At 60.5% G+C, this 22,371-nt stretch carries 26 protein-coding genes and 3 pseudogenes; 7 read left to right on the top strand and 22 right to left on the bottom strand.

The window, feature by feature from the left end; genetic code table 11:
• Position 1: 1 nt before the first annotated feature.
• The 5 genes from ONR75_RS06185 to ONR75_RS06165 are packed head-to-tail and all read right to left on the bottom strand — an operon-like array spanning position 2 to position 2,972.
• A complete protein-coding gene (locus ONR75_RS06185) occupies positions 2 to 871 on the bottom strand; it encodes an SIR2 family NAD-dependent protein deacylase (protein ID WP_265081836.1) in 870 nt (289 codons plus the stop codon).
• Positions 871 to 1,095 carry a putative nitrogen fixation protein NifT gene (nifT, locus tag ONR75_RS06180; protein WP_265081835.1) on the bottom strand — a complete coding sequence of 75 codons (225 nt, stop codon included), beginning with the start codon at positions 1,093 to 1,095 and terminating at the stop codon, positions 871 to 873. The genes ONR75_RS06185 and nifT overlap by 1 nt, the downstream gene beginning before the upstream one ends.
• On the bottom strand, positions 1,095 to 2,300 hold the full coding sequence (gene nifS / locus ONR75_RS06175; protein WP_265081834.1) for a cysteine desulfurase NifS: 1,206 nt from the start codon (positions 2,298 to 2,300) through the stop codon (positions 1,095 to 1,097). Before nifS ends, nifT begins: the two co-directional genes overlap by 1 nt.
• Positions 2,301 to 2,310: 10 nt before the next feature.
• Positions 2,311 to 2,601, bottom strand: coding sequence for a NifU family protein (locus ONR75_RS06170; protein ID WP_265083551.1), 291 nt, complete (start codon positions 2,599 to 2,601; stop codon positions 2,311 to 2,313).
• A 50-nt stretch (positions 2,602 to 2,651) separates the two neighbouring features.
• Entirely contained in the window at positions 2,652 to 2,972 is a 321-nt protein-coding gene (locus tag ONR75_RS06165) for a HesB/IscA family protein (RefSeq protein ID WP_265081833.1), read from the bottom strand.
• A 321-nt stretch (positions 2,973 to 3,293) separates the two neighbouring features.
• On the opposite strand from ONR75_RS06165, the gene ONR75_RS06160 reads away from it, so the two are divergent.
• The gene (locus ONR75_RS06160; protein WP_265081832.1) at positions 3,294 to 3,908 is read left to right on the top strand and encodes a hypothetical protein; all 615 of its coding nucleotides are present in this window, start codon (positions 3,294 to 3,296) and stop codon (positions 3,906 to 3,908) included.
• A gap of 33 nt (positions 3,909 to 3,941) precedes the next feature.
• On the opposite strand, the gene ONR75_RS06155 is transcribed toward ONR75_RS06160, so the two are convergent.
• From ONR75_RS06155 to ONR75_RS06150, 3 genes are read right to left on the bottom strand one after another with little or no spacing between them, the layout of a single operon-like run.
• Positions 3,942 to 4,349, bottom strand: a complete 408-nt coding sequence (locus tag ONR75_RS06155) for a Rieske (2Fe-2S) protein (RefSeq protein WP_265081831.1) — start codon at positions 4,347 to 4,349, stop codon at positions 3,942 to 3,944.
• Entirely contained in the window at positions 4,346 to 4,804 is a 459-nt protein-coding gene (locus ONR75_RS32370; protein ID WP_320109701.1) for a hypothetical protein, read from the bottom strand. Before ONR75_RS32370 ends, ONR75_RS06155 begins: the two co-directional genes overlap by 4 nt.
• Positions 4,801 to 6,000, bottom strand: a complete 1,200-nt coding sequence (locus ONR75_RS06150) for a flavin monoamine oxidase family protein (RefSeq protein WP_320109700.1) — start codon at positions 5,998 to 6,000, stop codon at positions 4,801 to 4,803. Before ONR75_RS06150 ends, ONR75_RS32370 begins: the two co-directional genes overlap by 4 nt.
• Before the next feature lie 154 nt (positions 6,001 to 6,154).
• Here ONR75_RS06150 and ONR75_RS06145 point away from each other — a divergent pair, with 154 nt between their 5' ends.
• From ONR75_RS06145 to ONR75_RS06130, 4 genes are all read left to right on the top strand, one after another.
• Positions 6,155 to 6,601, top strand: a complete 447-nt coding sequence (locus ONR75_RS06145) for a hypothetical protein (protein WP_265081830.1) — start codon at positions 6,155 to 6,157, stop codon at positions 6,599 to 6,601.
• A 90-nt stretch (positions 6,602 to 6,691) separates the two neighbouring features.
• Positions 6,692 to 7,549: a sulfurtransferase gene (locus tag ONR75_RS06140; protein WP_265081829.1), complete on the top strand. Its 858-nt coding sequence runs from the start codon at positions 6,692 to 6,694 to the stop codon at positions 7,547 to 7,549.
• Positions 7,550 to 7,577: 28 nt separating this feature from the next.
• The gene (locus ONR75_RS06135) at positions 7,578 to 7,841 is read left to right on the top strand and encodes a hypothetical protein (protein WP_265081828.1); all 264 of its coding nucleotides are present in this window, start codon (positions 7,578 to 7,580) and stop codon (positions 7,839 to 7,841) included.
• 1 nt (position 7,842) lies between these two features.
• Positions 7,843 to 8,157, top strand: coding sequence for a hypothetical protein (locus tag ONR75_RS06130; protein ID WP_265081827.1), 315 nt, complete (start codon positions 7,843 to 7,845; stop codon positions 8,155 to 8,157).
• Between the two features lie 29 nt (positions 8,158 to 8,186).
• Here ONR75_RS06130 and hspQ read toward each other — a convergent pair whose 3' ends face one another.
• From hspQ to nifH, 10 genes and pseudogenes are all read right to left on the bottom strand, one after another.
• Positions 8,187 to 8,522 carry a heat shock protein HspQ gene (hspQ, locus tag ONR75_RS06125; RefSeq protein ID WP_265081826.1) on the bottom strand — a complete coding sequence of 112 codons (336 nt, stop codon included), beginning with the start codon at positions 8,520 to 8,522 and terminating at the stop codon, positions 8,187 to 8,189.
• A complete protein-coding gene (gene fdxB, locus ONR75_RS06120; RefSeq protein ID WP_265081825.1) occupies positions 8,515 to 8,835 on the bottom strand; it encodes a ferredoxin III, nif-specific in 321 nt (106 codons plus the stop codon). The genes hspQ and fdxB overlap by 8 nt, the downstream gene beginning before the upstream one ends.
• A gap of 15 nt (positions 8,836 to 8,850) precedes the next feature.
• Positions 8,851 to 9,051, bottom strand: coding sequence for a CCE_0567 family metalloprotein (locus ONR75_RS06115; RefSeq protein ID WP_265081824.1), 201 nt, complete (start codon positions 9,049 to 9,051; stop codon positions 8,851 to 8,853).
• Positions 9,052 to 9,059: 8 nt separating this feature from the next.
• A complete protein-coding gene (locus ONR75_RS06110) occupies positions 9,060 to 9,530 on the bottom strand; it encodes a NifX-associated nitrogen fixation protein (RefSeq protein WP_265081823.1) in 471 nt (156 codons plus the stop codon).
• Between the two features lie 9 nt (positions 9,531 to 9,539).
• A complete protein-coding gene (nifX, locus tag ONR75_RS06105; RefSeq protein WP_265081822.1) occupies positions 9,540 to 9,935 on the bottom strand; it encodes a nitrogen fixation protein NifX in 396 nt (131 codons plus the stop codon).
• Positions 9,936 to 9,959: 24 nt separating this feature from the next.
• A pseudogene (nifN, locus tag ONR75_RS06100) lies at positions 9,960 to 11,346 on the bottom strand (nitrogenase iron-molybdenum cofactor biosynthesis protein NifN).
• An 8-nt stretch (positions 11,347 to 11,354) separates the two neighbouring features.
• Positions 11,355 to 13,033: pseudogene (nifE, locus tag ONR75_RS06095) on the bottom strand (nitrogenase iron-molybdenum cofactor biosynthesis protein NifE).
• Between the two features lie 117 nt (positions 13,034 to 13,150).
• Positions 13,151 to 14,710, bottom strand: a complete 1,560-nt coding sequence (nifK, locus tag ONR75_RS06090; protein WP_265081821.1) for a nitrogenase molybdenum-iron protein subunit beta — start codon at positions 14,708 to 14,710, stop codon at positions 13,151 to 13,153.
• Between the two features lie 73 nt (positions 14,711 to 14,783).
• Entirely contained in the window at positions 14,784 to 16,286 is a 1,503-nt protein-coding gene (nifD, locus tag ONR75_RS06085) for a nitrogenase molybdenum-iron protein alpha chain (protein WP_265081820.1), read from the bottom strand.
• A gap of 82 nt (positions 16,287 to 16,368) precedes the next feature.
• The gene (gene nifH, locus ONR75_RS06080) at positions 16,369 to 17,274 is read right to left on the bottom strand and encodes a nitrogenase iron protein (protein ID WP_265081819.1); all 906 of its coding nucleotides are present in this window, start codon (positions 17,272 to 17,274) and stop codon (positions 16,369 to 16,371) included.
• A gap of 414 nt (positions 17,275 to 17,688) precedes the next feature.
• Between nifH and ONR75_RS06075 the strand changes: the two genes are divergently transcribed.
• The gene (locus tag ONR75_RS06075) at positions 17,689 to 18,132 is read left to right on the top strand and encodes a response regulator (protein ID WP_265081818.1); all 444 of its coding nucleotides are present in this window, start codon (positions 17,689 to 17,691) and stop codon (positions 18,130 to 18,132) included.
• A 23-nt stretch (positions 18,133 to 18,155) separates the two neighbouring features.
• The gene (locus ONR75_RS06070; RefSeq protein WP_265081817.1) at positions 18,156 to 18,641 is read left to right on the top strand and encodes a SufE family protein; all 486 of its coding nucleotides are present in this window, start codon (positions 18,156 to 18,158) and stop codon (positions 18,639 to 18,641) included.
• 15 nt (positions 18,642 to 18,656) lie between these two features.
• Here ONR75_RS06070 and ONR75_RS06065 read toward each other — a convergent pair whose 3' ends face one another.
• The 4 genes and pseudogenes from ONR75_RS06065 to sufC all read right to left on the bottom strand — a co-directional run bounded on the left by ONR75_RS06065 (position 18,657) and on the right by sufC (position 22,342).
• Positions 18,657 to 19,007: a nitrogen fixation protein NifZ gene (locus ONR75_RS06065; RefSeq protein WP_265081816.1), complete on the bottom strand. Its 351-nt coding sequence runs from the start codon at positions 19,005 to 19,007 to the stop codon at positions 18,657 to 18,659.
• The gene (locus tag ONR75_RS06060; protein ID WP_265081815.1) at positions 19,004 to 20,251 is read right to left on the bottom strand and encodes a cysteine desulfurase; all 1,248 of its coding nucleotides are present in this window, start codon (positions 20,249 to 20,251) and stop codon (positions 19,004 to 19,006) included. The genes ONR75_RS06065 and ONR75_RS06060 overlap by 4 nt, the downstream gene beginning before the upstream one ends.
• A pseudogene (sufD, locus tag ONR75_RS06055) lies at positions 20,248 to 21,578 on the bottom strand (Fe-S cluster assembly protein SufD). Before sufD ends, ONR75_RS06060 begins: the two are co-directional and overlap by 4 nt.
• Positions 21,579 to 21,583: 5 nt before the next feature.
• Positions 21,584 to 22,342: a Fe-S cluster assembly ATPase SufC gene (sufC, locus tag ONR75_RS06050; RefSeq protein WP_265081814.1), complete on the bottom strand. Its 759-nt coding sequence runs from the start codon at positions 22,340 to 22,342 to the stop codon at positions 21,584 to 21,586.
• Positions 22,343 to 22,371 lie beyond the last annotated feature (29 nt).

Here is a 22,371-nt window from a genome sequence, read left to right as displayed (position 1 = left end):
TTCAGGCTGCGCTGAGCAGAACCTCCACCGCCCGATCGAGCGGGGTCGCGATGGGTGTCAAACCCTGGCTGACGAAGAACTTGACCTCGTTCTTCGACAGCGTCTCAGGCTGGACGATGACGTAGTGCAACGCCGATGAACGCTTGGTGACCTGGCGCGCGTAGGTCCTCAGCAGTTGGTCGTTGAAGCGACAGCCGATGAACAGAAAACTGCGCTCGGTGCGTCGGTCCTTCACCGCATCGGGGATCGGTGTCTGGATGTCAATTTCGGTCAGCACCTCGACATAGTCGGCATCTGAAATCAGGAAATTCTTTACCGGAGTGATAGAGCCGTGCGGTTTGTAAAGCAGTGTTTTCCAGCCGCTGGCAGCCGAACGATCGGATTCGGCGCCTGCCGCGTCATAGAATCGATACCAGCGGTCTTCGCCGATCCCGGCGCGGGTGATGCCCTGGATTTCACCCCAATCGCTGCGCTGGGAGAGCACCGTGCGCATCGCGCCATCATACCAGCTATCGACGATCATCGGCAGCTGCAGCGTGGCGAGGTAGTGATGCAGGGCCGTGGGCTCGACCGGCGTTGCAAACGCCTCGGACATCAGGGAAGTGACCGTCGAGCGGTGCTTGAAACTCTCGATGTGCTGCGCGGCCGCCCAGGCATTGCCCTTGGCACGCCGCGGCAACGCTACTTTGGTGCCGAAGAATGCCGCCAAGGTTTCCGGATTCATCGGCGCGAGCGGCTTCAGGGTGTCGGCAAGGCCCGGGCCGAGATAGGGGACGATGCTGCCCGCGCGCAATTGCATCGCTAAGTTTGCCAGCGCTGTTTCGGCATCCGCGTGTTTGATGAAGTCGATCGGGGAAATTGGAGCGTTCATCAGTCCTCACTCTCTTGGCCGCCACGCTTCTTCGCGTTGACCGTGATCGGCAGCGACGTGCCAACCGCCATTTGCGGCAGATCGAGCACCCATCCGTTGGCGATGCGGATCCAGCCACCCCACAGCGATTCATGTTCGAATTCGACAATCGGCTCTTCCAGATCCTTCTTGGGCACGTAAATGGAAAGGCCCGTCTCAGGAGAGCGGCGAATCATGATTTTCATCAGGTAAGTTCCGAGGCTGGGGACAGGCTCGCCGTCATTGGCGCCTGCGTACGTGCAGAGGGTGACAGCGCCCTCAGCTTGGCGACAATGTCGGGCATCAGGCTGAGGACGCGGGCGACATCGTCAATCGTGTTGTCGCGCGACAGCGAAAAGCGGATAGCACCGCGCAGCGCCGAAGGCCGCACATTCATCGCGCGCAGCACATGCGACGGCTCCATCGATCCGGACGCACAGGCCGAGCCGAGAGAGGCAGCGATACTCGCCTTGCCGAGGTGATGGAGAATGGCCTCGCCCTCGAGATGCTCGAATGCAATATTCGATGTATTCGGCAGCCGGTTCTCCGTATCGCCCAACACCATGCATTGGCCGAGATCGAGGATGCCCCGCTCGAGATGGTCACGCAGGGCGCTGACACGGCCCTGCTCGCCCTGCATGAGCGACAACGCCAGTTCGGCTGCCTTGCCCAGGCCCACAATGCCCGGCACGTTCTCGGTGCCCCCGCGCCGACGGCGCTCCTGCGGGCCGCCGCGCATAAGCGGATTGAACGGCGTGCCCTTTCGCAGGTAGATCGCTCCAATTCCTTTGGGACCGTGTAGCTTGTGTCCCGAAAGCGACAGCATATCGATCTGCGTCGCTTTCAGGTCGAGCGGCACTTTGCCGACGGCCTGCACGGCATCGGTGTGGAACAGCGCGCCGGCGCGATGCGCCATTTCAGCGAGTTCCGCGACCGGAAACAGCGTCCCGGTTTCGTTGTTGGCAGACATCACCGAGGCCATGGCAGTACGTCGGCCAAGCGCCCGGCGGAACGCTTCGATGTCCAGCCCTCCGCGCGCATCGACGCCGATCCGATGCACCTTGATCCCGCGCGCATGCTCAAGATAATCAAGCGGAGTCAGGATGGCGGGATGCTCGACTGCCGACGTCACGATCTCGTTGCGGCCATCCCGGTTGTCGAGCGCGGACAGAATGGCGGTATTGTCGGCTTCGGTTCCGCCGGACGTGAAGACGATTTCATGATCGAAGGCCGCGCCCAGAAGCGCCTGCAGGCTTCTGCGCGCGTGCCTAAGGGCACCAGCGACATCGTTACCAAAGGCGTGGGATGACGAGGCATTCCCAAACTGATCGCAAAAGAACGGCAACATCGCCGCGACCACGGCAGGATCCGTGCGCGTGGTCGCATTGTTGTCAAGATAGACTGGTCGCACGGGCGCCCCTCTAATGCCGCGGTTTCGCGGCTCCTGCGACCGGGATAATGCGAACAAGCTCGCCGAGCCTCTCCACCACCTTGGACTGGATGCCCTCGAGTGTGGCACTGCTCAATTTGCAGAACACGCAGGCGCCCGTGAGCCTGACCATGATCTTGTTGCCGTCGATTTCGATCAGCTGGCAATCGCCTCCGTCACGCTGCAGGTTCGGACGAATTTCCTCGATCACCGCCCTGATGATCCGGCTGCGCTCGTCATCCTGCGACGGCGCCTGCTTCATAACTTCTGGTTCAACCAGCATGGCCCGGCCTTCTTCCATAACAGACCTCAAAAATCGATCGCGTCAGCGTCTCAGGCGAATGACTTGCCGCAACCGCAGCTCGCCTTGGCGTTAGGATTCTCGAAAGTGAATCCCGATCCCTCGAGCGCCACCACGAAATCAATGGTGGTGCCGGCCAGGTATTCGTGGCTTTTCATGTCGACAAACACCCGTACGCCATCGCGTTCGATCACGGTGTCGTCGGGATCGATGGCGTCGACGAGACCCATATTGTATTTGTAGCCTGCGCAGCCACCCGCCTCGACCATGATGCGCAGGCCGTCGACCGGCTTGTCAGCTGCCGATATCGCGTTGCGCACCGCGTTGAGTGCGCTGTCGGTCAGATTGATCATCGCTCGCTCTCTCGCTTCCACGGGACTTTCGAGCTATTAACTGGCAAGACCTATGCCATCTATTAACCTGCTGATATTGTTTAGATATCGCGTGCGCGCTGTTGGCTTTGCGACGCGTGTCAGGTTTCCGACAGGATGGCTTGCCGCAGTCCGGCGTTGACAGACGCCGTCGTCGGGCTGAGATCGATGCCACGGAAGATCGCGCAACGCTCGAACACGACTTGGCAACCAACAGCGACCGCTCCTAACCGGCAGACAATTTGCATAGCGGCTTGCGGCAGCGGCGTCTCGTCGCGCTTTATACGAAACCGGAGATGTTAGATGACGACGATTGAGATGAGTGCGCCCACGTCGATCGAGACCACCGCCCTCGGCCGGCTGGACCGGGAAGGACGTCTGCTCAATGCCGTTTTCAAAGGACCGACAACGAAACTAGGCCGGTTTGGCTTCAGGGGCGATATCGCGCTCAAGTTCCAGACCCAACTCGCTGACGAAAAGCGCCCGCCGGAGTTTTCGGTCGAGCAAGTCCTGACCGTGGTGCAGCAGGACGACGCCACGATTCCGATTCTCGTCGGATATATCCACTCCTTCGCCTATCTCGATGTGGTTTCTGCCGTGTTGGACGGCCTGCTTTCGCCGGGCGGCACCTACTTTATCTTCTGCAACAACATCGATCTGCTGGCCAAGTACCGTGTCAGCCTTCGCGGTGTGACCTTCTTCGTGCTGCCTTGCGATGAATCGACCGTGTGGAAGGAGATGATGGATCTGATGAGCATCGACAAGAACGACGTGAAAAAGCTCAACACCGCCGGAAAGCTCGACTACCTGCTCGACGCGGCCATGGGCTTCAACGAAGAATACGACGTCATCACCTTCGAAGAAGGCGTGACCCGCATGGAGCCGGTCAAGAACCGCAACGAAAACCGTCCGGTCTAAGCGTCTCTCATCTCCGTTCTCGAACGCCTCGGGTCAGGCCTCCACCTTGTTGGACTCGACATCTTCATCTTCGATCAGGGTTACACCGGTAACGCAGATGTCGTTGTCGAGCACCGTCAGTGCCACCGGCGTCAGGTTCTTTCCCTTACACGGGCCGTCGACACATTTGCCGGTCCCCAGTTCGAAGGTTGCACCGTGCTTGCCGCACATGAGCCGGGTGCCATTCTGGTCGAGAAACTGGTTTCGCTCCCAATCGAGATTGCCCCCGTCATGCGGACACCTGTTGAGATAGCCGAATACCTGCCTGCCCCAGCGCACCACGATGATCGGCCAAGGCTTGTGGCTACCGTCTTCAGCCACGATCATCAGATGAAACCCTCTCGCCTTCTGGCTCGGTATCTCGTTCATCCCGCAAATCGCATAGGCGACATGATCGGTCATATTGGCCTCCTTCGTGACGAAACGCTTGTGAGAGCCACTGACCTGGGGCGGTGACCGCCCGAACTGGCCTTCGCGACCAGCAGGCGGTTGGCAGCGAGCGAGAACTCCAGCCAGGCCGCAGCGATGTCGCCCAGGATAACCTGGCGGTATTCCTGGGACAGGTGATGCTCGTCGGGAAAGTTCGACAGCGCGCACGACGTCCGGTTGAAGGCGACGACATCGTCGAACACCGACCGCATGAGAATGCCGAACGGCTGCTGAATCTCCGGCGTCAAAGGCGATCTGCCACGTTCAACTGGCACCGCGCTCATCGCGAAGGGTAACGCTTCCAGCATTTTGAGCGCATCGTCGAACAGGTCTTCCATCGCTTCGAGAAGCGCGTGCTGGGTCAGCTGCTCTCTCTGCTGGACCGCAAGATTCTGGTTGAGGCGGTGACGATAGGTATCGAACGTCACATTCTGCTGCTCGAACACCCACTTGGAAAACCGGGCAAGACTGGTTGCGTTGATTGACGCCGGACTGTTGTCGGAGGGCGACGCGTCAGGCCCCCGCCCGCCGCTTTGGTCGAGCCGCGGTTTAGCGACAGATCCACCCGCCTAGCAGCCTCCAGCGCGCCTTCGAGATAGCCCGCCCCCGTCGCTGCCGTCTCCGCGCCCGCCAGATACAACCTGCCATCCCATTGCGGCCGTCGCAGCATTGGGTTGACGGCAAATGCGTATTCGCTGGCGGGCGAGGCGCGATCTCGTGCACTGCAGGTAAAGGTCTCGTTTGCCCAATCCTGGTAGAGCTGTTCCGCCGGTTCGAGCATGGATCCAAAAACCTGTACCATCTGGCTGGTCATCAGCAGCGGCAGCCCGGCGCTGAAACTGGCGCGCATATCCGGCGACAGAGCGAGGAACCCGCCCAGCGCTGCGTAACTTGCATCGCCGTTACAGGCGTCGAATATCTCACCGACAACTGCCTGCCCATGCGTAACGAAGGCATTGCCGGATTGCCCGGCATCGCGCCAGAAAGCCCGGCTGTAAGGGAAGACCACCTTGGCCTGCGCCGCCATCCAGGTTGCGCAGCCCTGCATGGCCTCCAACGTGGCCTCATCGAGCGCCGGCGTGAAACGGACCCCCTCCTCCAGCAAGCGCGGCGGAACGGCGAGCACGACATGCCGCGCGCTGACCTCGACGATATCGTCGCCATTGCCAAAGGTCAGCACGACGTGGTCGGTGCAATCCCTGACCTCGGTCAGGACATGATCGAGATACACGAGATCTGGCGGCAGCTCCCGGGCGATCAGCTCAATGAGTTGCCCCATTCCTCCCGGCAGACGTCGCGCACCAGCATGCAACTGTTTGCCGACGACGCGATCCGGCGCCTTGTCGGGATCGCTCAGATGCAGCGACGAACCGTCATCATGCTGCGGGATACTGGCCAGTCCGAGTTCTGCGACCAGGTTCTTCATCAGAGGCTGCGTATCGGGCCAGAACCACGTCGGACCGAGGTCCACCTTGGCTCCGGTATCAGCGGTCGCGACCGTCAGGATGCGGCCGCCGAGCCGCTCCCGCGCCTCGAACAAGGCCACGGATCTGCCCTGCCTCAAAAGACTTCGCGCCAGCGCGACGCCACTTAAGCCGCCGCCAACGATCGCCGTATCCAGCATCGATCAGCTCCACCACCTCGCTCCTTTCCGTGGCTCTGCAAGATTCAGGCAAGCTCGGACTCTTGATCGAATAGACAGCGAGCTGCGGCGTCGACATTCAACTGGCATAGAACTTGATAATCGCTATCCAACGCACCAATGCGAGGAGATTGACATGAATGTCACAACGGATTTGGCGGCTTGTTCACTCGATGAGCTGAAGGCACTGCTCGATGGCGGTACGCTGACAGTCTATTCGGTGGCCCGCCCGTCGACCGCCGATCTGCCGATTGAGCGTAGCGCGCCGTTGGCGACATTCACCTTTGCGTCGCCGGCCTTCACCGCCGCGAGCGACGGCATCGAAAGCCCGGTGTTTGCCGCCAACCCTGTCCCGGCGAGCAGCGTCGGTACGCCAGGCTTCGCCCGGGCGCGGAAGGCGGACGGCACTGTTGTGGCGGATTTTTCCGCCGGCCCCGGCAATCGGGAGGTCAAATTCAGCGAGGTCTCTTTCTCACAGGGCGCACCGGTTAAGATCGCAACATTCGAGATCATCGCGGGAGGCGGATGGCCGGAATACTACGATACGCGCCCCCGTACCGGCTATCCAATGCCGACCGCGTAGCGCCGACCGACGGGTCAGGTCATTCCTGAATTTCCGGACGGCTGTCTTTTGGTGACTTTGTCTGCTTTCTGACAGGGAGATTTCACGGATATGAGTTATGCAAATCCCGAACCGCTGGTGAGCACAGAGTGGTTGGCGGAGCATCTCGGTGACCCCGATCTCCGGGTGCTCGATTGCACCTGGCATCACGCCAGCACCAATCTTGATGGACGCACGCAGTACCGGGGGCGACATATTCCGGGATCGGTCCATTTCGATATCGACCACATCTCCGACAGGGCTAACCCGCTTCCGCACATGCTGCCCACCGCCGCCGACTTTGCCAAGAAGGTCGGCCTGCTCGGGATCAGCGATGGCGATCGCATCGTGGTTTACGACCGCCTGTACGGCGGCGCTGCAGCAGCTCGGGTGTGGTGGATGTTTCGGGCGTTCGGCTTCGGCAAAGTCGCGATGCTCGACGGCGGATTTGGAAAATGGACCAACGAGAAGCTGCCGGCCGACATGTCGATGGTGCGGCCGGAACCGCAATCGTTTTCTGCAACATACCAGCCTGCTCTCGTGCGCGGATTGCACGACATGACGCAAAATGTCGTAACCGGCGCGGCACAGGTAATCGACGCTCGCGGCCCCGGCAAGTTCGACGGCACCCAGGAGGACGTGTTCCCGTTCAGGAAGCTCGGGCACATTCCAAACGCCACCAATATTCCCTGGGCCGATCTCATTCACGCCGAGAGCGGAACGGTCATTGCACCGGAAGCCCCTGCGGCGCGATTTGCCGCCGCCGGTATCGACCTGCGGCGTCCAATCGCGACCAGTTGCGCATCAGGCATCACATCCTGCGTGGTGGCGCTCGGGCTCTACCTGCTCGGACATACCACTGCCGCCGTCTATGACGGTTCGTGGGCGGAATGGGGACTGGCCGAGCATACGCCGGCGGTCGCTGCCTGACACATCCATGCAAAGGAGAGCTGCGTCCATGAGCGAGGTTCAAGCGCCGATGAGCATGATCGCAGACGGCAAGGATTACGAACTGTTGACGACGCTGGATCACACCTTGTTCATCCTGCGCTCAAAAGCCGACTTCTATACAGCCCATCTCCAGGGAGAAGATGCGACGCGGTTTCAAGCGGACTACCAGGCAATCCAGCTGCAATACCCAGACTGGAAGGCGGACCAGACTCTGGCCCAACTGTGGGACCAGGGCGGCTATAGCTGGCTCGCAACGCAAGACGGAGAGTGACATGGCGACCCTCATCAAGACCACGCAGGACGGGCGGAAGCTGGAGGTGATCGGGCTGGCAATCTGTCTCGATGGCCAGCTCGAGGCCTTCGAGCTGATCGAGGTCAAGCTGCACCCGAACCAGCGCGCGATATGGATGGCCGCACCTGATGCGACCCATATGGCAGGACGGGTGACGCTGACGCGCGAGGAAGCAGACTCCGTGGCTGCCGCCTTCAGTGAGGCCGAAGCGCAAATCCTGGCCAGCCCGGCCGCCATCAACGAGCGGTTCAGGATCGCCGCCATGTGGAAAGCCCGCGAACAGGGCATCGAGTAGTCTCTATCGCTCACGCGATGCGCGCGAGGCTAGTTCAGCATCGCCCTGCGCGGTCGATAGCCGCCATTTTCGTCGCGCTCGAACATGCCGTCCACCTCGGGATGGCTGACCGGCTCGTCGGAGGTGTCAGCCAGCAAATTCTGTTCGGACACGTAAGCGATATAGGGCGCCTGTTCGTTCTCGGCGAACAGATAATAGAACGGCTGATCCTGGCGTTGTCGCCCCTCGATCAGGAAAACCCGATCGTACGAAGGCGTACTATCGGCATATTCCGGATCAACGTCGAACACCACGCCGCGAAAGGCGTGCACTCGGTGCCGGGTAACCTGCCCGATGTTGAATTTGGCAACGGACGTTTTACTCATCGCGCAGCCTTCCGCCTGGCGGCGGCGCTATTCCCTCCGTTGCATGTGTCTGGCAATTGGTCGGGCAGACCCGGGCACAGGCACCGCAACCGATGCAGGCTCCCTGATCGTTCATCACCATGATCTTTTTCTCGACCTCGTCCTCGTCGTCGTCGAGATCGACGAACTCGCCTTCGTCGGTGAGCCCCTTGAGCGTCATCACGTCACGGCCACACACCTTGAAGCAGCGGCCGCAACCGATGCATTTCTGCTCGTCGATCGCCAAGAGGTAGGCGGCCTGCCAGTCGCGGCCGTCTCGGGTGATGTTGCTCACGGTCAATGCCCCCTGCTAGGCGGATTCGAGGCTCTTCAACGCCGCACGCTTCTGCTCCAGTTCGGCGAACGCATCGTAGGCGCGTTGCGCAACGGTCAGAATCGTTTGCCATTGCAGCGGCAGTTCCTCGGACAGATCATGGAGATCCATCTTCGACTGGGTCGCTTTCGCCGACAGCTTCTTGATCTCGGCTTTCAGGGATTCCAGGTCACTCATGGGACACCTCAGTATTCTGCGACTTCTTTGAATTTATCGATCATCTCGATGCCGGCATTGACATACTTGGTGCCTTCGTCGGCCAGTTTTCCGAGATTGTCGAAGCCGAAGCGATGCACGTCGCGCAACTGCTTGTTGACGACAATCAGTCGGCCGCCGATGAGCACCATGCGGCCAAAGCCCTCATGGCTCATCTTCAGCATCGGCGAAACCATGACGCCAGTGGCGCGTTCGATCGACAGCGCAACCGCATTAAAGAACAGCTCGATCCGCCAGATGGTCTCCGGATCGGGATCTCCGATGATCGGCAGCGCCCGGCGCGCTTCCTTGTCCAGTATGTACGGATCGAGAAGAGATAAATCGCTCTTTCCCTCCCACGCGCCATGACTGTCCTGCGCGCGCCATATCTTGATCAACTCCTTGATGAAAGGAGCCTCGGCGGCGGGATTCGGTTCGATCACTGCAGCAATATCAGTCATGTTGATCCCTTAGTCCTCAAAATCCAGCACACGTTCCTTATCCTTCGCCAGGGCCTTGCGCAGCCATGGCGGCGGCGTGCCCTTCAGCACGTCTTCAAGCTTGGCCAGAAGATCGGTGATTTCCTCGGGCTGATTCACTTTCATGGGATGGATGTTGTTAGCGACGACCCTTGCCGCTCCGGAACCGCCGATTGCCGCGACATAGAGAATTGCGCAATCCTTGATGGCGTCGATCTTCGGCGCGAGCTTGTCCTCATTGCCATCTTCCTTGAGGTCGCCCTCGAACTGGATGGCCTCAAGGAATTTGTGCCCCCAAGGGCCGATCTCATAGATCGCGATATTCTTCGCCCAGCCAAAATGGGCGTCGACGCGTTTCAGGTCCTGGGTCGCGAATGCGATCTTCATCGGTTTCCGTCCTTTCGTCTCGCCTCAGTGCAAGGTTGCAGCGTCGATCGTTGCCGGCGGATCGCTCTCGGCGTTGCGCCACGTATCCGGCGTCGCCTGGTGATTTTCCTCGTGGTCGGCGATGATCATATTGGCTATATCGAAGATCAGATCACGGGTGCCGCGATAGCCGACCGAAAGCTGATGTCCGGCGCCGAGCCGATCGAACATCGGAAATCCCGCGCGATAGAACGGGATCTGCAGCCGTTCCGCGGCCTGACGGCCATGCGAATGAGAGATCAGCAGATTGCAGCCGCGCTCCTTTGCGAGAGTCTCGAGGTCCTCGAGATCGCCGATCAGCACTTCCTCGGCCTTGATCCGCTCCAGCACCGGCGACTGCGTGGTCGTGATCGCCACCGTCACCTTGGTTCCCATCTCGTGAAGCATGCTCGACAGATCGAACAGAAGGTCCGGCTCGGCGCCAATCGCCAGCTTGCGACCGCCGAGGTGGAAATGCGCGTCGAGCATGGCATCGGCTAGCTGGCCGCGCAGACGGCGGTACTTCAGCGGCACCGGACGTCCGGAAATCTCGCTCAGGAAAACCAGGAACTCGTCATTGGGACGCAGGCCACACAGCCGCTCGAACAGCCGGAACGGCACCCCGGCCTTGGTCTCCATGGCCTCGGCAGCCCGTCGCATCTGCGCGCCAATGGCAATGGTCCAGGAGGCCTGGCCCATGGTGGCAATCTCTTCCACGCCGATGCCGCCAATCGTGGTCGGCACGAACTCGTCGGGAATATGGCCGTCAAGCGAGCCCGCTAGATCGGGCAGGAACGACGGCTCAAGCCCGAAATCCTCGATCATGTTCCGGATTTCGTCGAGGTCACCGGGCGTGAGATGGCATCCGGGCAGCACATTGACCCGCTTGGGATCACGGCGCGTGTCGTTGACGGGTGTCTTCACCAGCACCTCGACGATGCGCGCCACGGTCTTCTCCCAGCCATCCTGGAACGCATCCTTGAAGTCGGGAGTCGACACATAGACCAACGGAAACGCTGCCAGTTCCGGATGCTTCTGCCGGATCGTCTTGATATAGCCCTCGACGTCATCGCCCTTGGTTTCGGTGACGCCGGTGGAGCAGATGCCGATGATCTCCGGCTTGGTCCGCTTGTGGATGTTGAGGATCGCCTGTTCGACATTGTCGTACCCGCCGAGCACCGTCGCGACTTCACTCATGGCCGTCGTTTGCAGCGGGACGGCTTCTTTGAAGTGCCGCACGAACAGGGTCAGGCCGAATGACGTGCAGCCCTGCGATCCGTGCAACAGCGGCATCGATCCGCGCAGCCCCATAAAGGCGAACGCCCCCCGATCGGCTGACTCATCTTCAGCGGATTGACCGCGCACGCTTTTTTCCGACCGTGACCTTTGCCATCTGAAGTCCTATTCCGCCGCCTGAAGCGCCGGCGTGGCAACTACGGTCGGCGCAGTGGCGAGGATCTTCGCGATTCGCACCGAGCAGAAGCTGCAGCCGCCGGACGCATTGGTATGCTGCTTGATCCCGTCGACCGTGGTCAGTCCATGAGCTTGGATTGCATCCTCGATGGTCCCGAGATCGACCGACTTGCAGTTGCAGATCTTCGCGGCGCGGCGCGCGGCTTCTGCGGCCACCGGGTCGGCGGCCAGCTGGGCCGCCTCGGCGCCCATTTGCTCGATCGCCTTGGCCTGCCAGTTGCTGGCAACATTGTCCCAGGGCGCCGGCTGGCGAAGCTGCTCCCAGACCGGATTATAGAGCGCCTTGTCGATCTCCTCCATCAGCTTCGGCATGCCGACGTAGCCCATATAGGCATGGCTGCGCTCCTGGTTGATGTCGAGCCAGGGCATCGCGGCCTTGAGCGCGACAAATTGCGATTTGCCACCCGACAGCATGATGTCCGCTTTGGCGTCCTTCAGCATCTTGTACATCTCGCGCGGCGTCATATCGTCGATCATGTGGGCATCCTGGCCCATCAACTCCTTGATCCGCTCCTTGTCCTCTTTGGTGGATTTCTTGACGCTGGTGCCGACCATTTCGAGGCCCGCCTCCTGCAGCGCAGCCACCACCGACCAGGACTTGACGCCGCCGGTAATCAGCAAAACTTTCTTTCCGGCAAAGCGCGGCTTGTAGGGCTCGATCGACGCCCAGGCCTTGGCCTCCTCGCGGGCAATCACCGCTTCCGTACGGGCCATCAGCTCATCGGGCGCGCCTCGCTCGATCAACAGCCGGGCAATCTCGCGCAGCGAATCGCTGGTATCCTGGATGCCGTAGAACGAGCCCTCGAAGAACGGAATGCCGTAACGTTCTTCCATCTTGCGTGCCACGTTGATCATGGCCTTCGAGCACACCATCATCGCCGCGCGGGCACGGTGCGAATACGCAACCTCGCGATATTTTCCGTCGCCGGAAATGCACGACAAGATCCGGATGCCGAGTTCGTCAAGCAGCGGCTTCACCTGCCAGAGTTCACCCGAGAGATTGTATTCGCCGATAATATTGAGATCGTAGGGGGTGGTGAACTCCGGTTCCTGCGTCCCGATGACGTGATCGAGCAGAGCTTCCCCGCGAGCTTGTTACCGAGATTCTTGGGCCCAACGAAGCCGGGTGCGTTCACCGGAATCACAGGCGTGCCGAATTTCGCTGACGCCGCCTTGCAGACCGCATTGATGTCGTCGCCGATCATGGCTGGCACGCAGGTCTGGTAGACGAAGACCGCCGGGGGATCGTACTTTTCGATGATCTCCCTGACCGCCTTGTAGAGCCGCTTCTCGCCACCGAATACGATGTCGGTTTCATTGATGTCAGTGGTGAAGCCGGTGCGCCAGATATTCGACCCCGATGATCGCGATCCACGATTGTCCCAGGAGTTACCTTCACAGGCGATCGGGCCATGGACGAGATGGGCGACATCGGTCAAGGGCTGCAACGCGATCTTGGCACCGTCGAAGGCGCAACCGCCGGCTGCGCCGCCGGGCTGCAACTGCTTGGTGCATCCCTTCTTGCGTTCCGCCTCCGTCTTGTTCGCATTCTTGCCGCAACCGGGCTCGTTGAACACATCCTGAATGGTAGCCGACAGCGAGCTCATTCGTCTCTCCTGAACAACGGGGACTGATGCGGAACGAAAGTCTGCCTTTGTCTTCTCGCTTGATCTGCCCGGCCGTCGTCCGCAACGTCGCGAGCGGCGACCGGGCCTAACGCTCGCTCAGCGAATAATATCGAAGCTGAAATCCGTCTTGGAGGGAACGTTGGTGTTCCTGTCGATCTCGTCAAAGATCTTGTCGAGGATCGTCACCAGGACATTCATGCCGCCCTGGTAACCCCAGACCGGGTAACGATGATGGTGATGCCGATCGAAAATCGGGAAGCCGATACGGATCAGCGGCGTTCCAGTATCTCGCTCCAGATACTTGCCATAGGTGTTGCCGATCAGGAAATCTACCGGCTCGGTGAACAGCAGGGAGCGCATATGCCAGAGGTCCTTGCCGGGATAGACATGGCAGTTCTTGCCAAACGGCGAGGCGTCGAACACTTCCTGAACCTTCGCCGCCCACGCCTTGTTGCCGTTGGTTGCCAGCACGTGGGTCGGTTCGGCACCGAGTTCAAGCAAGAATGCGGCAAGGCCGAGACAAAGGTCCGGATCGCCATAGATCGCGAACTTCTTGCCGTGAATATGCGCAGCAGAGTCAGCAAGCGCATCGACCAGTCGGCCGCGCTCCAGGGTCAACGCCGCCGGAATTTCTTTCCCGGTGATCCGCGACAGCGCCATCACGAAGTCGTCGGTGGCGGAAACGCCGATCGGATGATTGAACGACAGCACTTCCTGGCCATGACTTGCGATGAACGGAAGCGTCTTCTCGGTCGAATAATGCTGCATCGAGATCGTCGCCTTGGCATGGATCGCATTGGCTGCATCTTCCAACGTGGTGCCGCCGTCATACATCCGGAACTCGCCGTCAGTCGGCGTGTCGAACACGTCGCTGTTGTCGGCAAGAACGGTGTGTTCGATCCCCATCAGATTGAAGATGCGCTTGATTTCCCGGGTGTTTCCGACGGTGTAACCATCGAAGCCGCCGATGAAGTTGATCTTCTCGTTGGGCTTGCGCTCGAGCTTCGGCGCGGTACCGGCCTTGCCATCCCAGAAGTGTTCAATAATGCCCTTCAGCGCATTGTCGTAGCCGGTGACATGACTGCCGACGAAGGCCGGCGTGTGGGCGAACGGAACGTCGTATTCCTCCGGCACAGACCCCTTTTCCTTCGCCGTCTTGATGAACGCGTTGAGGTCGTCGCCGATGACTTCCGCCATGCATGTCGTGGACACCGCGATCATCTTCGGCTTGTACATCGCATGCGTGTTGGCGAGGCCGTCGATCATGTTGTTGAGGCCGCCGAATACCGCCGCGTCTTCGGTCATGGATGACGATACGCAGGAACTCGGCTCCTTGAAGTGGCGCGACAGATGGCTGCGGTAATAGGCAACGCAACCCTGCGAACCGTGAACGAAAGGGATTGTTCCTTCGAAGCCGACGGCTGCGAACACTGCGCCGAGCGGCTGGCACGCCTTGGCCGGGTTGATCGTCAGGGCCTCGCGGGCAAAATTCTTTTCGCGATACTCCGGCGTCTTGGCCCATTCGCGGATGCGCTCGACTTCGGCGGGATCGCGGGGATTCTCGAACATCTTCTTCTTGTTCGCCAGCATCTGCTGGTATTCCGGGCCGCGGAAAAGCTCGAAGTGATCGAGCACGTGTTCAGCATTCTGCGTCATGGTGACACCCTTTCAAAATTGTCTGTGAGCGGAAGGCCTGGCCCTCCCAAGCCGGGAGAGCCAGGAGCGCGATCTATTCGGCGGCCATCAGTGTCGCCTGCGGAACGACCTTCCACGGCGGGATCGTCTTCTTCCAGATCGGCGAATTGATCGCCATGTCCATGTCGCGCGCGAAGATCGCGAAGCCGTCATAGCCGTGATACGGGCCGGAATAGTCCCAGGAGTGCATCTGCCGGAACGGCACACCCATCTTCTGGAAGACATACTTCTCCTTGATGCCCGACCCGACCAGATCCGGCTGCACCTTTTCGACGAACTTCTCGAACTCGTAGCCGGTCACGTCGTCGTAGATCAGCGTACCGTCCTTGACATAGTGCTGGGCGGTTCGCTGGTAGTCATCGTTGTGGCCGAATTCGTAACCGGTGCCGACGACTTCCATGCCGAGATCCTCATAGGCACCGATGACGTGGCGCGGGCGAAGACCACCAACGAACAGCATCACCGTCTTGCCCTCGAGGCGGGGGCGATACTTGGCGATCACCGCATCCATCAGTGGCTGATATTTCGCGATGACGCGCTCGGCACCTTCCTTGATCTTGTCATCGAAGAACGATGCGATCTTGCGTAGCGATTCCGCAATCTTGGAGGGGCCGAAGAAGTTGTATTCGCACCACGGAATCCCGTACTTTTCTTCCATGTGGCGGGAGATGTAATTCATCGAACGATAGCAATGCAGCACATTGAGCTTCGCTTTCGGCGTTGCCTCGAGTTCTGCCAGACTTCCGTCGCCGGACCACTGGGCGATCACCCGAAGCCCCATTTCCTCGAGCAGGATGCGCGATGACCAGGCGTCGCCACCTATGTTGTAGTCGCCGATGATGGCGACGTCGTAGGGTGACTGCTCGAACCTGGCCGGCGCATCCGCCGGAATTTTGTCGAAAACCCAGTCGCGGATCGCGTCGTTGGCGATGTGGTGACCGAGCGACTGCGACACGCCGCGGAAGCCTTCGCAGCGAACAGGAACAATCGTCTTGCCGTCGTATTCCTTCGACTTCTGCTTCGAGACGGCCTCGATGTCGTCACCGATCAGACCGATCGGGCATTCCGACTGCACGGTGATGCCGTTGTTGAGCGGAAACAGCTCCTGGATTTCGTCCATGATCTTGGCGAGCTTCTTGTCGCCACCGAAGACAATGTCCTTCTCCTGGAAGTCGGAGGTAAACTGCATGGTCACGAAGGTGTCGATCCCAGTGGTGCCGATGTAGTAGTTCCGGCGGGCCGCCCAGGAATATTGGCCGCAGCCCACCGGGCCATGGCTGATGTGGATCATGTCCTTGATCGGTCCCCACACCACGCCCTTCGAGCCGGCATAGGCGCAGCCGCGGATGGTCATCACGCCCGGAACCGACTTCAGGTTCGATTTGACGCCGCAATCCGACTTACCGGCTTCATGCACGTTCAGGTGCTTGGCGCGCCGCTTAGCGGTCTTCTCCGGGTAAACCGCCAGTACTTCGGCGATCAGTTCCTTGTTGCGCGCCTTGATCTCCGCAACACTTTCCGTCTTTGCTAAGCTCATCTGATTTTCCTCGCTATCCGTTTGCGGTGACGGGGGGACCGGCCCCTCTCGCGAGGGGCCGGATCGTCTCGATTGAAAGTCCTCAGGCGGACATCGCTGCCAGCTGATCGACGGCGAGTTCTGCGGCGGTCTTGCCGACTACGCTCTCGTCCACCGGCTTCATGATGCCGTGCTCCATCAGCATGTCCTCGAGCTCGTCCATGGTGATCGGGGTCGGGATGATGCCCTTGCCGCCGTTGGCGTGGATCTTGGTCGCCAGCGAACGGTAGTGCTGGGCCTGTTCGGATTCCGGCGCGTATTCCAGAACCGTCATGCGGCGCAGCTCGGCGTGCTGCACGATGTTGGCGCGCGGCACGAAGTAGATCAGGTGGGTGCCGAGCTTCTTGGCCATGGCTTCGGCCAGCTCCAGCTCCTTGTCGGTCTGGCGTTCGTTGCAGACCAGACCGCCGAGACGCACGCCGCCGGAATTGGCGTATTTCAGAATGCCCTTGGAGATGTTGTTGGCGGCATACATTGCCATCATCTCGCCGGACATCACGATGTAGATTTCCTGCGCCTTGTTCTCGCGGATCGGCATCGCGAAGCCGCCGCAAACCACGTCGCCCAGCACGTCGTAGGACACGTAGTCGATGTCCTCATAGGCGCCGTTCTCCTCGAGGAAGTTGATCGAGGTAATGACACCGCGACCGGCGCAGCCGACGCCGGGCTCCGGACCGCCGGATTCCACGCACTTGATGTCGCGATAGCCGACCTTCATGACTTCTTCGAGTTCGAGATCCTCGACGCTGCCGGCGGCGGCGGCCAGACTGAGGATGGTGTCCTGCGCCTTGGCATGCAGGATCAGGCGGGTGGAATCCGCCTTGGGATCGCAACCGACGATCAGGATCTTGTGTCCCATCTCGGCCAGCGCCGCCAAGGTGTTCTGCGACGTCGTCGACTTGCCGATGCCGCCTTTGCCGTAGAAAGCGATTTGTCGTAGTGCAGCCATTTTGTTCTCCATGAACCGATGCGGTGTATCCGTCGTCGCAAGCCGCACAGCGTGGTCTTGATGAATCCCGTTGCGCGGCGCGGTCGCAGATTGCTCTTCCGCTTCGAGGATGCAGCCAGCAACCATCGCCTTGCGAGAACGAGGGTTTGCAACGACTGTGCCAGCGCACGCGCCGATGAAAAATTCTTTTGATTTGAAGTACATAGATGTTTGATACGAACGACGGGCGGCTTGTTGCAAACCCGACATGATGATGCGTCGTCGGACGCTCGGCTATTCGGCTGTCCCAAACAAAACATCGCTGCAGACACGCCTGTCCGGCCAATGGGCGATGCCAGTGTCGTCTTCTGTCAGGGACCAATCGCGGTACGACGTTTGCTTGACGCAAGGCGCCACGACAGCGAGGACAACAGAATGCCCGTCGATTTTGCACCCTTCAACTCCAGGGATGACGACATCGTGTTCGTGATCGAGGGCAATGATGTTATTCGCTCGGCGTTGCATTTCATCCTGACCCACCAGAATGAGACGCACTCGTTTGCAACCCTCGATCTCGCTTATGCACGAGCAGGAGACATGACGCCGGACCTGATACTGCTCGGCATCGACCTTCTTGGACAAGAAGGCCGAACCGTCCTGAGCCAGATCTGTCGAAGGTTCCCAAGCGCCGAGATTATGATCGTGGCGAACACCGTCGATGATCCATTGGCCTTGAAAGCGCTGCGGTGGGGGGCACACGACGTCCTGGGCAAGCCAATCAGCTTCGATTCGATCCACCGTAGCGTCAACGGGGTGCTCCGGCGCCGGAAACAGGCAGCGACCTTGCTCGGGTTGCTGCCGCCCTCGGCAGCGTGGTGACCGATATGCCGGGCGCAGCGCCAATGAACCAGGAGAAGGGTGGCCAAATGAATAACGCAGGCGCAGGTATCCCGCCGATCGATGACATCATCGAGAACTTTGCGCTGCTGGATGATTGGGACGACCGCTACCGTTATGTCATAGAACTCGGTCGCGGCATGCTCCCGTTGCCCGATATCCATCGCAGTGCCGCCAACAAGGTCCCCGGCTGCGCCAGCCAGGTCTGGCTCGGCACTTCGGTCCGGTTCGAACATCAACGGCTGCTGCTGGATTTTCGCGGCGACAGCGACGCGCATATCGTGCGCGGGTTGGTCGCCATTCTGCTCGCGGTCGTCTCCGGCAAGCCGGCCGATCAGATCCTGACAGCGGACCCGATTGCCCTATTCGACCGCCTTGGTCTGGGCGAGCATCTCACTCCGCAGCGATCCAATGGATTTCGATCCATGGTCAACCGCATCCGTGCCGATGCGCAGCGGGCCCTGACAGACCAGGCGGTATCCGCCAGATAGCCAAAAGCCCCGCGATCAGTGTGCAGGGCGCCGGCCACCGCGCAGCGCGGCTTTCGCCATCTCCTCGCCGCGCATGATCACGACGGCCGCATTGGCAAAGAATTCTACGGTATAGTAAGTCTCACCAAGAAAACTCCAGCTTTCGCGGACTACACCGACATCGCCACCATTGACCAGGATTTCGCCGATATCGCGGTGCGGATAGATCCCATCATTGATAACACGCGTCAGTGACCGTACAGCCTCGCCCGCTTTGAACTCGCGCTGACCGGCGATGCTCGTACCGCATTTGAAGCTGCGGCGGCGAGGATCGTGGACCACGCGGGCAATGGCGGTCGGACGCAGCCGCGGATTTGGGTGATTCATGTGAAGAACTCCTGCGCCCTGGTAAGGGCTCGCGCCAGAACATCGACCTCTTCATGGGTATTGTAGAGCGCGAATGAGGCCCGGCACGTAGCCGAGACACCAAAACGCTCCAGCAGTGGCATGGCGCAATGGGTGCCGGCCCGCACCGCGATGCCGGCGCGATCGATCACTGTCGCGAAATCGTGGGCGTGGGCACTCTTCATCTCGAACGAAACGATGGCCCCCTTCTCCGCCGCGGCTCCGATGATGCGCAGCGAATTGATCTCGCCGAGCTTTTGTTGGGCATAGGCAAGCAACGCGCCTTCGTGCGCCCTGATCCGCCCCTTGCCGATCGAATTGATGTAGTCGATGGCGGCACCAAGCCCGATCGCCTGCACGATGGCCGGCGTCCCGGCCTCGAACCGGTGCGGCGGCGCACCGTAGCTGACACAATCGCGCTGCACCTCGCGGATCATCTCGCCGCCGCCATTGAACGGCGGCATCGTCTCGAGATGTGCGCGCTTTCCGTATAGTGCGCCGATCCCGGTTGGCCCGTACAATTTGTGGCCGGTAATGACGAAGAAATCACAATCGATGTCGCGCACATCGCATTCCATGTGCACGGAAGATTGCGCGCCGTCGACCAGCACCGGGATCCCCCGGGCGTGCGCGATGCGGACCACTTCCTTGACTGGCACCACAGTGCCCAGCACGTTCGACATCTGCGTGATGGCGACCATCTTGGTGCGTTCGGTCAGCAGCTTTTCGAATTCGTCGATCAGGAAATTGCCGTCTTCGTCCACCGGCGCCCACTTGATCACGGCACCCTGCCGTTCCCTGAGGAAGTGCCAGGGAACGATGTTCGCATGATGCTCCATGATCGAGAGAACGATTTCATCACCCGGTCCTATCCGCTCACGCCCAAAGGTCTGCGCCACAAGATTGATGGCCTCGGTCGCGCCGCGGGTGAAGATGATCTCTTCGTTGCTGCCGGCATTCAGGAAGCTGGCGACCTTCTCGCGGGCGCCCTCGTAGCCCTCGGTGGCGGCATTGGCGAGATAGTGCAACCCACGGTGAACGTTGGAGTATTCCGAGGTGTAGGCCTGCGTCATGCGATCGAGAACCGCCCTGGGCTTCTGCGCCGATGCCGCATTGTCGAGATAGACCAGCGGCTTGCCGTAGACCTGCATACCAAGAATCGGAAAATCCTCGCGAACGCAGCTGACATCATAGCTACCGTTACTGACCGCCGGATGCAGCTTCATCCCCGTTGTCCCAGCCAGTTGACAATGACTTCCGTCAGCGCGTCGCGGACGCCGTCATGCTCGATCGCGTCCACCACTTCGGCGGCAAACGCCTGGATCAGCAATGCCTCCGCCTGCCTTTCTGGAATGCCACGCGCCATCAAATAGAATTTCAACTGATCGTCCAGATTGCCGGTGGTGGCGCCATGGCCGCATTGGACATCGTCGGCGAATATTTCGAGCTCCGGCTTGGCGTCGGCCTCTGCATCATCCGACAACAGCAGCGCCCGCGTCATCATCTTGGCGTCGGTCTTCTGCGCCTGCTGCCGCACCGTAATCCGGCCCTGGAACACGGTGCGTGCTTCGTCATCGACGACGGCCTTGAACAATTCGCGACTTTGGCAATTCGGCGCCGCGTGCTCGACCGTTAGCGTGGTATCGGCATGCTGCCGCTCGGCCAGCAGGCTGAGACCGCGCAGATTCGCGATCGTGCCCTCCCCGAGAGCAGCACGAACTGCTGATTGCGGACGACAGCCCCGCCGGTATTGAAGCCGCATTCGTTGAACTTCGCACGCGCACCGACGTGAGCCAGCAGCGTTCCGATATGAATAGCTCCCTTGCTTTCACCGGTGACCTTGATGTGATCGACTTTCGCCTCATCGCCGATCACAAGCTGCAGCACGGTATTGACCTGATAATCTCCCTGACCGCGACTTTCATGGGTCTCGATCAAGGTCGCCGAGGCGCCCTTGCCGACCACCACCAGCGATCTCGTGAACATCGCAGCAGGCGTTGCTCCGGTAGTGACAAAGACCAGATGGATGGGCCGCGCAATGGAGGTATCCGGCGAAACCGTGATGACAACTCCGTCGCCGGCTAGCGCTGTATTGAGCGTGAGCGCCGAGTCATCGGCGGGCACCGTAACGCCGAGCCCCTGCGACAACATCGGTTCGTCCAGGGCCAGCGCTTCCGCCATCGAGCGAATCTTGAAGCCGGGCTCAAGCTCAACCAGATCGGACAGCTCTTCGACGAAGGCGCCGTCGACGATCATCAGCCGGCGAAAGCCAAGTGCGGACAGCAGGCCCCCGGCTTCCCGGGCCGTCTGCTTCGCAATGGCATCCGGCGGAGCTGCCAGCGGCCGGGCATCCCGCATCAAGCGCCGCAGGTCGGTATATTTCCAGGCTTCAACCCTGGGGTTGGGCAATCCCGACAGCACAAAATGATTGAACGCAGCAACGCGAACCGCGGCGATGTCGCTGCCGCCCGGCAACCCCTGCCGGGCCATGTTGTAGATGTCGACGAGCCCAAGTTCGGCCTGGGTTCTGACGGGGCGAATGACAGCGGTCATGGCCGTTACGCCGCCACGTTCTGAAATTGCGCGTAACCTGTCGCTTCGAGTTCAAGCGCCAGTTCCTTCCCACCAGTCTTCACAATGCGGCCGGCCGCCAGCACGTGCACAACATCGGGCACGATGTAGTCCAGAAGCCGCTGATAGTGCGTAATCACGATCATAGCGCGATCGCTGGAGCGCAACGCATTGACGCCGTTGGCCACGATCTTGAGGGCGTCGATATCGAGGCCGGAGTCGGTTTCGTCGAGCACACAGAGCAACGGCTCCAGCAGCGCCATCTGCAGCGTCTCGTTGCGCTTCTTTTCGCCGCCGGAGAAGCCCACGTTGAGCGGGCGGCGGAGCATATCGGGATCGATGCCGAGTTTCTTCGCCAGTTCCCGGACACGCTTGAGCAGATCGGGCGACGTCAGTTCTTCCTCGCCGCGCTTGCGACGCTGGGCGTTGAGCGCGGCGCGCAGGAACGTGACGGTGGCGACGCCCGGGATTTCCAGCGGATACTGGAAGGCAAGGAACACACCCTTGGCGGCGCGCTCGTCAGGCGCCATCGCCAGCAGGTCCTCGCCCTTGAACAGAATTTCGCCGTCGGTGATCTCGTAGCCGGGCTTTCCGGCCAGCACATACGACAGCGTCGACTTGCCGGCGCCGTTCGGGCCCATGATGGCGTGAATCTCACCGGCATCGACCCTAAGGTCGAGGCCCTGGAGAATTTTCCGTCCGGCGATTTCGGCCCGAAGACCGCGGATTTCGAGGAGCGGCGTCATCGGCAATTACCTCCTTACATAGTTGATAC

This window comes from Rhodopseudomonas sp. P2A-2r, assembly GCF_026015985.1.
Classification (GTDB): Bacteria; Pseudomonadota; Alphaproteobacteria; order Rhizobiales; family Xanthobacteraceae; genus Tardiphaga.
This window is presented reverse-complemented; position numbering and strand designations above follow the sequence as displayed.